Source organism: Heyndrickxia sp. FSL K6-6286 (assembly GCF_038630395.1).
Classification (GTDB): Bacteria; Bacillota; Bacilli; order Bacillales; family Bacillaceae_C; genus Heyndrickxia; species Heyndrickxia oleronia.
On record NZ_CP152029.1, the window covers coordinates 2381014 to 2396700 of the forward strand.

Annotated in this window: 16 protein-coding genes; 13 read left to right on the forward strand and 3 right to left on the reverse strand. The window is 34.3% G+C overall.

All coding sequences use genetic code 11. The features are described 5' to 3' along the window. Positions 1-16 precede the first annotated feature (16 nt). The gene (locus tag MHI39_RS12040) at positions 17-1210 is read left to right on the forward strand and encodes an MFS transporter (RefSeq protein WP_278892367.1); all 1194 of its coding nucleotides are present in this window, start codon (positions 17-19) and stop codon (positions 1208-1210) included. A gap of 69 nt (positions 1211-1279) precedes the next feature. On the opposite strand, the gene MHI39_RS12045 is transcribed toward MHI39_RS12040, so the two are convergent. Next, positions 1280-2134, reverse strand: a complete 855-nt coding sequence (locus MHI39_RS12045) for an IS3 family transposase (RefSeq protein WP_139254916.1) — start codon at positions 2132-2134, stop codon at positions 1280-1282. Between the two features lie 32 nt (positions 2135-2166). Next, positions 2167-2844 (reverse strand): helix-turn-helix domain-containing protein, encoded by a 678-nt coding sequence (locus MHI39_RS12050; RefSeq protein ID WP_058006963.1) that lies wholly within the window; start codon positions 2842-2844, stop codon positions 2167-2169. A gap of 80 nt (positions 2845-2924) precedes the next feature. On the opposite strand from MHI39_RS12050, the gene MHI39_RS12055 reads away from it, so the two are divergent. From MHI39_RS12055 to MHI39_RS12085, 7 genes are all read left to right on the forward strand, one after another. After that, positions 2925-3695, forward strand: a complete 771-nt coding sequence (locus tag MHI39_RS12055) for a prephenate dehydrogenase (RefSeq protein WP_342541290.1) — start codon at positions 2925-2927, stop codon at positions 3693-3695. A 47-nt stretch (positions 3696-3742) separates the two neighbouring features. After that, positions 3743-5053: a 3-phosphoshikimate 1-carboxyvinyltransferase gene (aroA, locus tag MHI39_RS12060; protein WP_259545290.1), complete on the forward strand. Its 1311-nt coding sequence runs from the start codon at positions 3743-3745 to the stop codon at positions 5051-5053. 789 nt (positions 5054-5842) lie between these two features. Next, on the forward strand, positions 5843-6025 hold the full coding sequence (locus MHI39_RS12065) for a hypothetical protein (protein WP_251336971.1): 183 nt from the start codon (positions 5843-5845) through the stop codon (positions 6023-6025). 28 nt (positions 6026-6053) lie between these two features. Next, positions 6054-6500, forward strand: a complete 447-nt coding sequence (locus MHI39_RS12070) for an SRPBCC domain-containing protein (RefSeq protein WP_259545291.1) — start codon at positions 6054-6056, stop codon at positions 6498-6500. 44 nt (positions 6501-6544) lie between these two features. Then, positions 6545-7303 (forward strand): class I SAM-dependent methyltransferase, encoded by a 759-nt coding sequence (locus tag MHI39_RS12075; RefSeq protein WP_278892337.1) that lies wholly within the window; start codon positions 6545-6547, stop codon positions 7301-7303. A gap of 560 nt (positions 7304-7863) precedes the next feature. Further along, positions 7864-9210: a cytochrome ubiquinol oxidase subunit I gene (locus tag MHI39_RS12080; RefSeq protein WP_278892335.1), complete on the forward strand. Its 1347-nt coding sequence runs from the start codon at positions 7864-7866 to the stop codon at positions 9208-9210. After that, positions 9207-10232 carry a cytochrome d ubiquinol oxidase subunit II gene (locus MHI39_RS12085; protein WP_071974872.1) on the forward strand — a complete coding sequence of 342 codons (1026 nt, stop codon included), beginning with the start codon at positions 9207-9209 and terminating at the stop codon, positions 10230-10232. The genes MHI39_RS12080 and MHI39_RS12085 overlap by 4 nt, the downstream gene beginning before the upstream one ends. Before the next feature lie 245 nt (positions 10233-10477). On the opposite strand, the gene MHI39_RS12090 is transcribed toward MHI39_RS12085, so the two are convergent. Then, positions 10478-10957: a DinB family protein gene (locus MHI39_RS12090; protein ID WP_071974871.1), complete on the reverse strand. Its 480-nt coding sequence runs from the start codon at positions 10955-10957 to the stop codon at positions 10478-10480. Positions 10958-11347: 390 nt separating this feature from the next. Here MHI39_RS12090 and MHI39_RS12095 point away from each other — a divergent pair, with 390 nt between their 5' ends. The 5 genes from MHI39_RS12095 (at position 11348) to MHI39_RS12115 (ending at position 15593) form a co-directional block, all read left to right on the forward strand. Further along, positions 11348-11791 (forward strand): hypothetical protein, encoded by a 444-nt coding sequence (locus tag MHI39_RS12095; RefSeq protein ID WP_071974870.1) that lies wholly within the window; start codon positions 11348-11350, stop codon positions 11789-11791. 132 nt (positions 11792-11923) lie between these two features. Continuing rightward, a complete protein-coding gene (locus tag MHI39_RS12100; protein WP_342541291.1) occupies positions 11924-12814 on the forward strand; it encodes a GNAT family N-acetyltransferase in 891 nt (296 codons plus the stop codon). A 33-nt stretch (positions 12815-12847) separates the two neighbouring features. Beyond that, positions 12848-13321 carry a tetratricopeptide repeat protein gene (locus MHI39_RS12105; RefSeq protein WP_071974868.1) on the forward strand — a complete coding sequence of 158 codons (474 nt, stop codon included), beginning with the start codon at positions 12848-12850 and terminating at the stop codon, positions 13319-13321. A gap of 230 nt (positions 13322-13551) precedes the next feature. Next, positions 13552-13698 carry a hypothetical protein gene (locus MHI39_RS12110; protein WP_259545294.1) on the forward strand — a complete coding sequence of 49 codons (147 nt, stop codon included), beginning with the start codon at positions 13552-13554 and terminating at the stop codon, positions 13696-13698. A gap of 236 nt (positions 13699-13934) precedes the next feature. After that, complete coding sequence (locus MHI39_RS12115) at positions 13935-15593, forward strand: ABC-F family ATP-binding cassette domain-containing protein (protein WP_342541292.1); 1659 nt, start codon at positions 13935-13937, stop codon at positions 15591-15593. Positions 15594-15687 lie beyond the last annotated feature (94 nt).

Below are 15687 nucleotides of genomic sequence, written 5' to 3' on the forward strand. Positions count from 1 at the left end.
TTGGAGGGGAATTATTATGAATACTACAATCAATAAACACGCACTAACGTTTGGGTTTATATCTGTCTTTTTAGCAGGTCTAGGATTGACTATCGTAAGCCCTGTTTTACCTTTTCTAGTAAAATCTTATACTAGTGATTCAAACAGTCAGGCTACTGCAATAACACTCATTACTTCTATATACGCACTTTCTGTATTCTTGGCTGCACCAGTTTTAGGCGCATTAAGTGACAGGTATGGTCGTCGTCCAGTGTTGATTATTAGCTTAATCGGTTCTAGTCTTGGTTATTTTATTTTTGGTCTTGGAGGGGCACTTTGGATTCTCTTCCTTGGACGTACCATTGAGGGTTTGACAGGTGGTGAAATTTCAGCGATTTTTGCTTACTTTGCTGATATTACTCCCTCCAGTGAACGCACAAAATTCTTTGGTTGGATTAGTGCAGTTGTTGGGGTTGGCACTGCTCTCGGTCCTACACTTGGAGGAGCACTTGCAACTTTTGGGAATAGCGTCCCTTTGTATGCTGGCGCCGTATTAACATTGCTTAATGCCATATATGGATATTTCTTTATGCCTGAGAGCCTTGAAAAGCCTAGACGCTCTTCTAGCATTTCCGCTAAGGATCTCAATCCGTTTATTCAACTATCAAACATTTTTTCCTTTAAATCTGTTAAATGGCTACTAATTACTGGATTCCTAATATGGATTCCTAATGGATCATTACAAGCTATTTTCTCTCAATTTTCAATTGATACATTTGCATGGAAACCTGTTCTAATTGGTTTGACATTTTCAATAATGGGAGTGCTTGATATCATCTCGCAAGCTATCATTATGCCACGATTACTTAAATTTGTGACAGATAAAAAAATTGCTCTTTTAGGTATGATAAATGAAATTATAGGTTATATCTTTATTGCTGTTTCAGCATTTACAGCATTTTATCCACTCTTTATAGTAGGTATGATATTCTTTGGATTCGGTGACTCAATATTTGGTCCATCATTTAATGGCATGCTTTCAAAATCTGTTAGCATCAGAGAACAAGGGCGTATACTTGGTGGTTCTCAAAGCATTCAATCGCTAGCTCGAGTCATTGGACCGATTATTGGCGGACAGTTGTATTCAATTGCAAGCCACTCCACTCCAGCCATCATGGGTATAATATTAATTGGAGTATCTGCGCTTGTTTTATCAAACCAACATGGTTAGATTTAATAAAAATCGCTCTATTGAATTTTGAACTGCACCCTGTCAAGTAGACAGTATAAAAAAATAAAATTAGGCAATGGCCTTAGTTCGATATTCTATCGGGCTAAGGCCATTAAATTTGGCTTGTAAACGGTCTTGATTATAAAACTTTATATAATCTTTGATATCCTTTTGAAGCTCCTCAAAGGATTGATAATGATGAAGATAATATCTTTCTACTTTCAAAGTCCCCCAGAATGATTCCATGCATCCATTATCAATACATTTTCCTACTCTAGACATACTGTGGATAAGATGGTTTTTTTCGATTATCCTTTTAAATCCATTTGATGTATATTGAAAGCCACGGTCACTATGAATTAAACGTTGCTCATCATGTAAAGGATTCTTCGTTAAGGCACCTTTGATGGTTTTAAAGACTAAATTATTATCATTTCGATGTCCCAATACAAAGGATACGATAGAATTGTCATACAGGTCTAAAATAGCGCTTAGATAGGCCTTTTGACCATTCCCATATTTTAATTCTGTTATATCAGTTACCCATTTTACATTTGGGTGTACTGCCGTAAATTCTCGGTTCAAGATATTCTCTTCCACGTTATTATCAGATGGGCGATGATCCCATTTCTTTTTCCGTCGTATCTTTGATTGTAGGCCAACTAATCGCATTAAACGATGAATTCGTTTTGTGTTATAATGCTTATTCATTTTCCGATTGAGATTCATGGTAATACGTCGATAACCGTATATTCCATCCACCTTTTGATAAATCGCTTTAATTTCTTTAAGTAATCCGCGATTTTCGCGTTCCTGATCCGTTTCCTTTCGATTGACCCATTTATAGTATGAAGACCGATTGGTATGACTTATTGTACAAAGGAGCTGAATAGGGTAATTCATTCTTTCATTTAATTCCCGTATTGCACAATAAGCGACTTCATTCCGAACCTTGCTTAGTACCGCCTTCTTTCGATTTCCTCCAACTTTTTTAAAAAAGCATTTTCAGCTTCCAATCGATAATTTTTTGCTTCTAATTCCTTAATCTTTATCCTTAATTTCTCTTGTTCTGACATTTCTTCTTGAGGTTTCTTTCTTCCACGGTGATCCCGTAGGGACTCTGGTCCATCTGCTTCATATTTTTTTGTCCAACTGTATATTTGCTGGTAGCTAATTTGGAATTTCTTCATGACAGCTGAATAGTCATGGCCATTCTTTATACAAAAATGAACTGCCTCCACTTTCTCCTGGAAAGACAATTTTCTAGAATGAATCATAAGGGATTCCCCCTGACTTGTTTGTCTCGTTTCCTTATGATTATTATAGTTCTTTATCCAACCCCTGAGGGCGCCACGGCTCACTTTATGCCTTCTACATATTTCCAACATGGAATAATCACCAGATATATAGTCTTGAATTGCCCTTAATCTTATTTCATCCGAGTATTGTTTCCATCTGCGTGATTCCTTTAAACCATCAATACCATATAATTCATATTTATCTTTCCAGCTATGGAGTGTGGATTTAGATATTTTATATTCTTTTATCAAACTGCTGGGGCTCATTTCCCCCTCTATGTATTTCATTAAAATTTGATATTTCTCCTCGGTAGAATATTTACTTCTTTTTGACATAAAAAATCCCCCTAGAGTAACGACAGATTTTTGTTTTTTCATCTGTCCACTTTAAGGGGAGCATATCAAAAATTTATGGTTTGGATATTTATCAACATGAAATAGAAAAAGCAATTAAATTCAACGTTATTGATGAAAAAGTGGATTCTTTACAGCAAGGAGCCGAACTTGCCGACTTAATCATCTTATCAACACCTGTATTAGAACTGAGAAAAATAATGAAACAATTAGCAAACATGACATTGAGAGAAAATGTCATTATTACAGATACAGGTAGTACAAAAGGGGAGATAATGGAGGCTGCTGATGAGTTGTTTAATAGAAAAGTAACCTTTATTGGCGGGCACCCGATTGCGGGCTCTCATAAAACCGGAGTAGAAAATGCCGATTTACATTTATTTGACGGTGCGTACTATATTCTTACGCCTTCCCCTGAAATCAGTAAGAATAGAATAAGTGAATTAAAAAATTGGTTACGAGGTACCAATGCACGTCTCCATATTCTCGACAAGGATGAGCATGACTATATTGTAGGAATGATTAGTCATCTTCCACATTTAATGGCAGGAGTATTGGTGAATCAAGCAAAAAAACATGCGACAAAAGAACCCCTTATCCGTCAAATGGCAGCAGGAGGATTTCGTGATATTACAAGAATTGCCTCAAGTAATCCAAGCATTTGGAGCGAAATCATTATGGATAACCGCCGTAATTTAATGGAATTAATGGAGGATTGGATGAATGAAATTCGTAATTTAACTACTGTTTTACAGACTGGTGATGAACAAGCGATCCATCATTTTTTTGAAGGTGCAAAAGAATACCGTGATTCTTTACCAAGTCATGTTTAAAGGTTGATCAATGAATTCAGTGAAAAATATTAGCAGGAGGGAAACTAGTGACAGTAAAAGTGGTAAGGAAAACAAAAAATGGTCTTAAAGGAACGATAGCTGTTCCTGGGGATAAATCGATTTCCCATCGAGCTATTATGTTAGGTGGAATTGCGAACGGAAAAACGGTGGTAAAAGGATTTTTACCAGGAGATGATTGTTTGAGTACGATTTCATGTCTAAGGCAGCTTGGAGTAAACATATTGCAGGAAGGGGATTACGTAGAAATTGATGGGAAAGGGATAAAGCATTTACGGGAGCCTGCATCTGTACTTGAGGTTGGAAATTCGGGAACAACCATCCGATTGTTATCGGGTTTACTGGCAGGTTTGCCTTTATACGCTTGCCTGCAAGGGGATTCTTCCATTGCTAAACGACCGATGAATCGAATTGTTGAACCATTACGGTTAATGGTAGCAAAAATGGATGGCCGTCAAGATGGTAAATATACTCCGCTCGCCATTAATGGAAGAAGCTTGCAAGCCATTAATTATACAATGCCAGTAGCCAGTGCACAGGTTAAATCGGCGATCCTACTTGCAGGCCTTCATGCAATAGGAACAACTTCTGTTACGGAGCTTCATGTCTCAAGAGATCACACTGAACGCATGCTCGAGGCATTTGGAGTAACGATACACCGAAGTGGTAAAAAAGTAACTATTGCGGGGAAGCAGAGCCTAACCGCCACAACAATTGATATACCAGGAGATATATCGTCTGCAGCATTTTTCTTAGTAGCTGGTTCTATTATACCAAATAGTCATATTACCATTCAAAGAGTTGGAATAAATCAAACTAGAACGGGGATCATCGATGTTTTAGAGAGGATGGGGGCTTCTATTAAAAAAACAGGGAAGGAGGAACAAACATTCGAGCCATTTGCCGATTTGGAAGTTAAATTTGCCCCTTTAAAAGCAACGGAAATCGGTGGTGAAATGATTCCTAGATTAATCGATGAAATTCCAATTATTGCTCTTGCAGCTACCCAAGCAGAAGGAACAACCATTATTAAGGATGCTAGTGAACTAAAAGTGAAAGAAACCAATCGTATTAATACCGTAGCTGAGGAACTAAATAGAATGGGTGCACATATTGAAACAACTGGAGATGGGTTAATTATTCATGGTAAAACCCCATTGAAAGGAGCGTACGTAAACAGCCATGGAGATCACCGTATCGGGATGATGCTTTCCATTGCAGGATGTCTTGCTGATGGAGAAACGGTTATTGAAAATAGTGAAGCAATTAAGGTGTCATATCCAACTTTTTTTGAAATACTAAGCAAGCTTCAAGAGATGAATCAAATGGTTATTGGATAGAATCTTTTTTTTTTATTTATCTAGGTCTTTAGAATTGCTCGTTAATGGGTGCATAAATCCATTTAACCTACGTATTTGCTACAGGCTATTATAAGTAACTTCAAATGGTGTCCCTTCAACGCGTATCTTAATGAACTCTCGTAATCTATAATTTAACGATAGTAGGAAGTTGATTACTTTGCTATATATTATAAAAAGTGATCATAATTCGTGTATAAAGGCCAGGCTTAATTGCCTGGCTTTGCTTTTACATAGATTAGAAAACTGCATATACATTGACTAAAAAAGTATAGTCATTCGATTAAAGGTGAAAATCTATTTTAGGCCGTTATTAATAATAATAAAGTTAATTTTTTTATAATTACAAATATTTATATACATTTCCATATTTACATACTATAATCCAAATGAAAGGAAAGGAAAGGAATTGAATAGAACAAAAAAGAAGATTGGAGCAAAGTTCAATGTATTTTCTCTATTCACAATACTAAGTGTAGTATAGTTTGTTGCATCTGTTAAAGCCCTACTACCAGCTTTTGCATCTAAAAATAAAGGGTTTTGTTTTCTATAAAATTTACAGCTCTTTTTCTAAGTGGAATGAGACTTGTCGATCCTCATCATATTTTTATTCGTTTAAAACTTTACCTAAATAGCAACAATGTTTGAGGAAAGAGTCATACTAAAAGTGCGGAAATTAAAATTTTTAACTGAACTTGTACCTTCTCTCACTCCTCAAGTCTCAATCATATTTTTAAATAAATAAATGTTCACTCGAAAGGAATGAACTTGATGTCTAGAGAGCAGAGAGACAAACTCCAGTCAAAAGAACAGTCAAAAAATCCGGGAGCCATACTAAACAATACTTTTGCAAGAGCACTTACTGGATTTCCAGACGGTGGTTGTTTAATAAATTTACTATCAATACTAATTATATTAATACTAATTTTCATTGTAAAAGCATGTACAAATTAATATAAGATTGTATGGAGGAGTTCTCCCTATGCCTATGATTCAACATTGTACATATATAAAAGTAGATAGAAAAAAGATTTATGAAGTACTTACATCTGCAGACGGATGGAATGCTTGGTTTACGGATGATACAAAGCTAGATATTAGACCAGATGGAACTGGAGAAATCAAATTAAGATGGTCAAAATTTGGAATTGATGAAAGGGATATGGAAGATGGTGGAGTAATCCTAGAGGCTATCCCGAATCACCGTTTTGTATTCCAGTGGTCTCCTGTGAAGAGAAAAACGGTGGTTTCTTTTAAACTGATAGATTATAAGAATGGGACTCTAGTCCAATTAGATGAAATAGGATACGTCGATACTGAGCATGATATTGAAGCTTGTATAGATTGTGCAATTGGTTGGGGGGAAGCATTAACTTTATTAAAAATTTACTTAGAATATGGAATAGTTATTAAAAACGATTTGTGTTGATAATCATAAAAGGATCGTACTGAATAATATTTGGAGGGCTGATTTTGTTAAGTTATTATAGCAAGCTTTCATCTGAAGTATATGATTTGGATAAGCCAATAGGTCATTCATTTGGTGATATTGAATTTTATAGTAAAAGATTAGCATCTATTAGTGGGCCAATACTGGAACCAGCAACTGGTACAGGACGGATGCTTATTCCTCTGTTAGAAGAAGGATTTAAGGTGGATGGATTTGATATTTCAAACGAAATGTTGACTATATGTCGTGAAAATTGTCATAAAAGAGGTTTAAATCCAAAGCTATTCGAGGCTAAAATGGAAAGCTTTTCACTTGAAACGAAATATGAGGCAATTATTATTCCATCTGGAACATTTTTATTACTACATGAAAGAGAAAGGTCTATTCAAGCGTTACATAATTTTTATCGACATCTAGTTGATGGTGGGAAATTAATCATTGATATTTTTTTACAAACTGAAATTGATTTAGGAAAAGTTTCTACAAGAACATGGTCCTGTCAAAACGGAGATGTGATTACATTAGAAACAACTAATGTTGAGGTAGATTATATTAATCAGTATCTTATCTCACATGGACGATATGAGAAATGGAGAAATGGTACACTCGTACAAACTGAATTGGAGCGCTTTCCCTTAAGGTGGTATGGAATAGAAGAATTCAGACTTTTATTAGAACATATTGGCTTTGAACATATTGTCGTTTCTGAAAATTATCAGTTTGGTAAATATCCGAATAACCCTAATGTTCCAGTAACTTTTGAGGCAGTAAAAAGAGAATAATTGAAAATAAGGAGAGATTTTGGTTATCAAAATCTCTTTTTGTTTTCCTCTATGTTAATGAGTGTACTTACAGGTAGAAAGTCATTTGGTTCTTATTTTTTAATGTTAATTAAGATTAAAAAATATTTAATATATTGGTATAGCAAATGACATATGACCGAATCGGAGTCATGTAGTTTCATACCAGAAATAGCATCTTCAAATCCTCGTTCTTAACTATTTTTTTCATTCTTCCACCATATCCCCTTTAATATCATTTTTTTGATAACTATGCATCATTTATGTTTTTATTAGCAGAGAAGTTTAAAAAAATTTCATCTATTCTAATGAACTATACAACGTTCATACTAACTCCAATGTACTCTTAGTCAGTAATTTTTCATTATTTATACACGAGAATAAAGTTAATAAATTGTTTAAAAGGGTAAGATACTAAAAAGGAGTTGGTAGTATGTATAAATCTCAAGAAAAGAAACTTATATGGCTCAGCTTTATTGTAGCTGGGATCATGCTATTGTCAATTATTGGGCGAATTTTCGGAGGCTAAGGAGGCTTTATGTATGGACAACGGAAATGCTGTTTATTATAGTCGTGTCTTAACTGAACTTACTTTATCGTTCCACATTATATACGCTACAATCGGTGTCGGCGTTCCGTTGATGATTATGATTGCACAGTGGGTTGCTATAAAGAAAAATGATGAGCACTATATCTTGCTTGCAAGACGTCTTGCACGTGGATTTGTTATTACAGTAGCAGTTGGTGTTGTAACTGGAACGGCTATTGGTCTTCAATTATCTCTATTATGGCCAAATTTCATGCAACTAGCAGGTAATGTGATCGCTTTGCCCCTTTTTATGGAGACATTTGCCTTTTTCTTTGAAGCTATCTTCCTAGGTATTTATTTATACACTTGGGATCGATTCGAAAATCAGAAAAAGCATTTGCTTTTACTAATCCCGGTAGCCATTGGTGCATCCATGTCTGCCGTGTTCATAACGATTGTGAATGCTTTTATGAATGCACCACAAGGGTTTGATGTAGTAAATGGTCAACTAGTGAATATTAAACCTGTTCTTGCCATGCTGAATCCAGCAATGCCAACAAAGGTAGGACATGTTCTTGTTACTGCTTATATGACTTCTGCATTTGTATTAGCTGCAATTGCAGCATATAGAATATTAAAAGGTTCTGTACATATTTACTATAAAAAAGCCTTATTCTTATATATGAAATTAGGTCTAGTATTTTCGATTGCTACTTTAGTTATAGGAGATTTTTCTGCGAAATATTTAGTGGAATACCAACCTGAAAAACTTGCCGCTGCAGAATGGCATTTTGAAACAGAAAAAGGAGCTCCGCTAAAATTATTTGGTGTAATAAATGGGGAGGAAGTGAAATACGCCATTAAAGTTCCTTACGCTTTAAGTATATTAGCCCATACGAACCCAGTAGCTGAGGTAACAGGGTTAAATGAATTCCCAAAAGATGAAACCCCCCCTTTATATATTCATTACTTATTTGACACGATGGTGATCATTGGAACATTTATGATCGTATTTTCTGCTATATTTGTATTTGGTAAAATCAAGAAATGGAAATTTATCTCTTCAAATTGGTTTCGTTGGATCATTGTAGCCGGTGCCCCATTATCTATTATTGCTTTGGAAGCGGGCTGGTGGCTCGCAGAGGTGGGGCGTCAACCTTGGATATTGTATAAATATATGAAGGTTGCTGATGCAGCTACAACAAGTGAACATGTTGATCTTATGCTGATGCTCTTTTGTCTATTATATTTAGTTCTTGGAATCGGAAGTGTAGTTGTCTTACTTCGTATGTTCCGAAAAAATCCAATTGAAAAAGAAATTGCCGATCGACAAGCTGATAGGAGTGGTGCTGGATTATGAATTTAGAAATATTAGGTATATCAGTATTGTGGCTATTCTTATTTGGTTATGTCATTATTGGATCCATTGATTTCGGAGCAGGCTTTTTTAATGCATATAGTGTTCTAACGGGGCGCCAGCATATACTAACTCATATTATCCAACGTTATCTATCACCTGTTTGGGAGATAACCAATGTATTTTTAGTTTTTTTCTTCGTTGGAACTGTAGGTTTTTTTCCAAAAACGGCTTTTTACTATGGTACAACCCTACTGGTACCAGCGAGTATTGGGATTATTTTATTATCCATTCGAGGAAGTTATTATGCTTTTGAATCATATGGTTCACGGGGACATAAGGGCTACTCATTTATGTATGGTGTGGCTGGATTATTATTACCTGCTGCATTATCTGTTGTATTGACTATCTCTGAAGGCGGCTTTATATCCCTGCAAAATGGACAGCCGGTTTTAGATTATTGGGGATTGTTTACTAGTCCTTTAACATGGAGTATAGTCGTTCTTGCAATTGCAGCTGTGCTTTATATTTCAGCCGTTTTTTTAACCTGGTATGCAAATAAAGCTAATGATGTTGGAGCGACAAATTTACTTAGGAAATATGCCTTAATATGGGCCATACCTTTAGTTATTGCAGTGATTGGTATTATGGTGGAATTACGGAGGCACAATCCGGATCACTATGCACGAATGGTTGAAGTATGGTACTTATTCGTAATATCTGCAATTATGTTTGTCATTACAGTATGGCTCATTTGGCAACGTAAAAATTATGGGATGGCATTAACGTTATTAGTGGGGCAATTTGCATTTGCTTTTTTCGCTTATGGCGTATCCCATTACCCTTTTTTGCTTTACCCACACTTAACTTTGTATGATTCGTTTACGAACAAGGCGATGGCGATTGCACTGGTCATTGCTTTTATTGCAGGTTTTTGTTTATTAATTCCTTCATTATATCTAGTTCTTAAATTATTTCTATTTGATAAGGATTATATAAGAGGAAAAGAAAATGGTCATGTATAGGGGAGGAGTCTAAATGGAAAAAATATTAATTTTCTATGCGCCATTTATTATCGTTGCTCTCTCAATTATTAGCGCGTTTATCATAGGGCTAAAAGATAGTCCTGTGAAAAATGATGAATGATCATTATTTAGTTATAAGTAATATGAATAAACTGGAACGTGCCAAAAGCCTGCATTGATAGTCCTTCAATGTAGGCTTCTTTAGGATATGGTTTGCGAATACTAATTTATCGGTATATGTAGCCTTATTTAGACTTTTGATACTGAAGAACTTTTAATAGACATGAAATAGTTGTGAGGTGACTCGTTTCATGTATTGTTGAAAAATTGAAAACCTCATCAAATGTATTTAATTTTAATGGTCCGATTTCTACCGGTGTATCCAAATGTTTAGCGAATGTGCTAGAAGCTATCTCTGAAAGATTAGAGAGTTGGTTTGATAGGTAATTGACTAGTTCATCTTTTGTTGGCGGGACCTCAGTCCAATCAGATGGCTTACTGCCCGGTTTGAAAAGTTGTGTATAGTTTTCTGGAAGGCTAGATATGTTCGGTTGGCCTAAAGAGAGAAAATAATTATGAGATAAGATAATATGTCCAATATTCCATCTTATCGAATTAGTGAAAGGTTCCGGTATAATATCGAAAAGTTCTTCAGGAATCGATTGTACCTGTTGAATGAGCGAATGACGTATTGTTACTGCAGAACTTAATAATACATTTGACATAATCATCAACCTCCGTAAATTTAAAAATTCGCGTCAAAAATAAAAGGTTATTATGACCTCTATGGTTAATCAATGCATATTATTTAATAATTATGATAAAAGTTAAAATTAATTAACTTTAGAAATTTTATAATGCTCACCGAGTGTCACAGTTTACAAAACAATTAAGGGCAGGAGTTTATCTCGATTGGGCTACACTTTTCATTGTAGCAATTTTTTGTGTAGCGATTTTTATCGATCGAAAATGGAAGAAAATAAATAATAATTTTCACTTTTACAATTGCAATAAATTATACGAAAAAAAAGCCTTGTATAAAAGGGAAATTAAGAAGGATTGTAGAATGTAAGGTTTAGGTGATTAGTTATTCCATTAAATAAAGGAGTAGAATGATGAATGAAACGTTTAATCTTAAATTAAATGCATATTTACTGCTTCTAATTATTCCGATCTCTATCGTGGGATATTATTTTGCTGTCGAGAAAGAAAATTTATTTTTTGTATATGAATGGATGCTTACAGTTTTTGTCATCACATTAATGTTGTATTCTATTAAAAATGTTCTAATGATCAGAAATAGCTTAATATGGGTGGCTATTTCCATATTCGTTTTTTTAATTCAATTTGCGGTGTTCGCATTATTTTTAGGGCCTCTCTCAAACTTTGCAATGATTATTGTTTACTATCTTGCTGCAATCATTTCGTTTATTGTTTATGTGATTACATTGATAAAAAGTAATAAAATGAGAATGGTACCTATCATTTTCATCTTCATCACAGGAATCTTTACTTTTTATATGGTATTTATTAATGCAATGTGGGGAAATGGTTTTTAATAGAGAATTAGTAAAAATAAGTGGTTAAATTGAAAAGCCGAAGATGGCATTTCAAAATGAACAAACTATAAGAAAACAACTTTAGTATTCGACGAGATTATGAAACTAAAATACTATTAATGAGGTTAATGAATGAATGATCAACTAAACTTTCATACTAATTTCACGAATGATCCAAATAAACGCGAAAAATTATATCCACTTTTTGAGAAGATATTTGGCATTGAAACAAGCTTGCTTGAAGATTTTTACAATAGAGGTTTATGGAATGATCAATATGTACCCTATACATACTTCGATGGTGAGCAAGCGGTCGCGAATGCATCTATATTCCCACTGGATATGCAAATAAATGGAGTACGTAAAAAATGTGTGGGTATTCAATCGGTTATGACGGACCCAGTTTATCGAGGAAGAGGGCTGATGAAAGATCTATTCAAGAAAATATTAGTAGATATTGATAAACAGTATGAATATGCTTTTTTGTTCACCGAAAGCCCATCACTTTATACTCCATTTGGATTCCATGTTGTCAAGCAATATTATTTTAAAATAGAGTATAATCATGTACCTTTTAATCCTCCACCTAAAATGAAAAATTTGAATCTTTTCAATCAGGAGGATGTAAATATTTTAATGAATATCTTTCCACATAAAGAGGCTCTATCAAAGAAATTTGCTCCTCTTACATATGAACATGCACTTTATTTTAACTTTTACAGTGCAAATTTAAATCAAAAATTTTATTATATTAAGGAATTAAATACAATCATCGTATTTGAAGTAAGCAAAGGAATATGTCGAGTATTCGATATAGTAAGTGAAACGATTCCTGCAATAGAAGAATTATGTGCTTTCATACCATTTCCGTTTCACACTATTGAATTCTACTTTTCTCCTGATGTATTCAAGCTTCCGCATGTAGAGGAAATCGAATACAATACTGAAAATCATTTAATGATCAGAGGTCAGCTCCTTTTGCATGGTGAATCTTTTATGATGCCATTAACTGCTGAATTCTAAAAATTAGAAAGTATGTATGAAAGGATAAATCTGATGAAAAAAAGAGGAATATTTTTATTATTAACAATAGTCGTTTCGATTGGTTTATACACCTTCTATTCATTTGTGAATCAAGATCTAGATTATAGTAAGCTTTCAGTCGATGAATTAATGAAATTAGCACAAAAAGAGGATGCAGAGGCTCAAGCGCTATTAGGAGCTTATTTTGAACAGGGGATTAAAGTGAAGAAGAACATAAATGAAAGCCTGAAGTGGAACATAAAAAGTGCGAATAATGGCAATACCACAGCGATGGTTAATTTAGGTTATATGTATGGCAATGGAATTGGTGTCAAAAAAGATCACAAAAAGGCTTTTGAGTGGAACTTATTGGCAGCAAAAAAAGGTGATCCGAGTGCTATGTTCAATGTTGGAAAAAAATATGAATTGGGCGCAGGTGTGGAAATGAATAAGGAAAAATCTGATTATTGGTTAAATCAAGCGAGACAAAAAAGAGATCATTTTTAATAAGTCACTATTATATGAACGGCAATTTTCATATAGTTTGATTGCCTGTATAATGCCCAGTTCCCTTTGTAAAGAAGGGCAGACTGGATAGAAAATATTTATGACTATGAAGATTTGTTGGTCATGTTAGATTCTTATGCTTGTTTTCCTTGTAACAATAGAGTAAAATGGGTGCGTAAAGAAGCTATAATCATCATTAACTACTAAAATGAGAAAGGAGGCAATAAGCAATGGATTCTGTTTTTGTTATGTCACAATTGGAAGAAATGGTAAAATCACCAAGATTGTTAGGGGATTTGCTAGTAAAGGGATTAGTCTGCCCTTTTTTAAGCAAACTTCATATCGAAAACAGCTGTCGGATGCTTTTTGCTCCTTAATTGAAAATATCAATAGATTTAATGAGTTGACATGATCATAATATTTTGGACGCCAGCTGTTTAGGCGTCCTTTTGTGTTTTTGACGATTATTTCTTTCTGGATACAAAGCTTATTAAATTATGTGATAGACGCCGATATATTCGGCGTCTTTTTTTTATGGGCTTATTTAAAGAGTCTTTAATGTTTTTGGATAAAGCCCTTTGGAAAACAATAATACAAGAAAGAGTGTGAAAAAATGTTACTGCAACTAAATGGGATTGATAAGTATTACTCTGGGGAGCAGATACTTTCTAATATATCGATGAAAATTGAAGCTGGTGAAAGGGTAGGGTTGGTTGGAGTCAATGGTGCGGGAAAATCAACCTTATTAAAAATCATCGCTGGAGAAATTCCTTATGATAACGGAGAAATCCACATAAAAAAGGAAACAAAAATCGGCTATCTTCGTCAAGATAGCGGTCTGCGAGATAAGCTGACCATTTGGAATGAAATGATGAGCGTTTTTGATCATTTACTTCAAGTTGAAAAAGAACTTCGTGAGCTTGAGGGCATGATGGCAAATCCAGCAATTATGACAGATTCAAACGAGTACGAAAAAACGATGAATCGTTATGCCAACAAATCAGATTGGTTTATGCAGAATGATGGGTATGAAAAAGAAGCAAAAATTCATAGAATCTTAAACGGAATGGGTTTTAGTGATATTTCAACTAGTACACAAATAAATACGTTAAGTGGAGGGCAAAAAACAAGATTAGCATTAGCCAAAATATTACTTCAACAGCCTGATTTACTTATATTAGATGAGCCAACCAACCATCTAGATTTACAAACCTTAACATGGTTAGAGAATTATTTACATTCATATGTAGGAACGATCCTGATCGTTTCTCATGATCGATACTTTTTAGATTCCCTTGTAACCTCCATCTATGAAATTGAGCGCACAGAAGCTCGCAGATATGTGGGTAATTATTCAAAATATGTTGAAAGTAAAGAGAAGGATCAAGAAATTCTATCGAAGAAATATGTTAAACAACAGGAAGATATAGCAAAAATGGAAAATTATATTCAACGAAATATCGTTCGGGCAACATCATCCAAAAGTGCAAAAAATAAAAGAAAGCAGCTTGAACGAATTATACAAATAGATAAACCTCTTGGAGATTTAAAGAAAACAAAACTATCTTTTCCAATCGAAAAAAAATCACATAAAGAAGTAATAGATGTAAAGGACCTAGCTCTTTTTGCTGATAAAGATAATAGCTATTCTTTAATAAAGAATATTACTTTTCAAATGCAAAGAGGGGATAAGGTTGCATTAATTGGACCCAATGGTATTGGAAAATCAACATTGATTAAAAAATTAGTCAATAATACACTCACAAGTGAGGAAATTAAATGGGGCAATGAAGTTAAGATTGGCTATTATGATCAAGAACAAGCTACTTTGAACTCTAGGGAGAGCATTCTTCAAGAGGTTTGGACTAAGTTTCCTCACGAAGAAGAAGCGAAAATCCGTACAATACTTGGGAATTTCTTATTTAACGGCGAAGATGTTTTTAAGAAAATTTCCGCGCTAAGTGGTGGTGAGAAAGCTCGGGTTGCACTTACTGAACTAATGCTAGAAAATGCAAATGTACTATTACTAGATGAACCGACGAATCATTTAGATTTGTTTACTAAAGAGATATTGGAAACAGCATTATTGAATTACGAGGGTACCATATTTTTTATTTCACATGATCGATATTTTATTAATAAGGTAGCAACTAGAATCTTAGAACTTCAGCCAACAGGAGTCACTAATTACAATGGTAATTATGATGATTATATAAGAAGCAAATCTCATTCTAAAAAAGTCGAATCAATTGATTCCTCAAATAGAAAGTAAGATGGAGAGAATTCAAGTGAATTGCAGAGGTCCTCCAGTGATTCTATATCATTAGGAATCTATTTGACTATGATTAATGAGAGATTAGCAAATA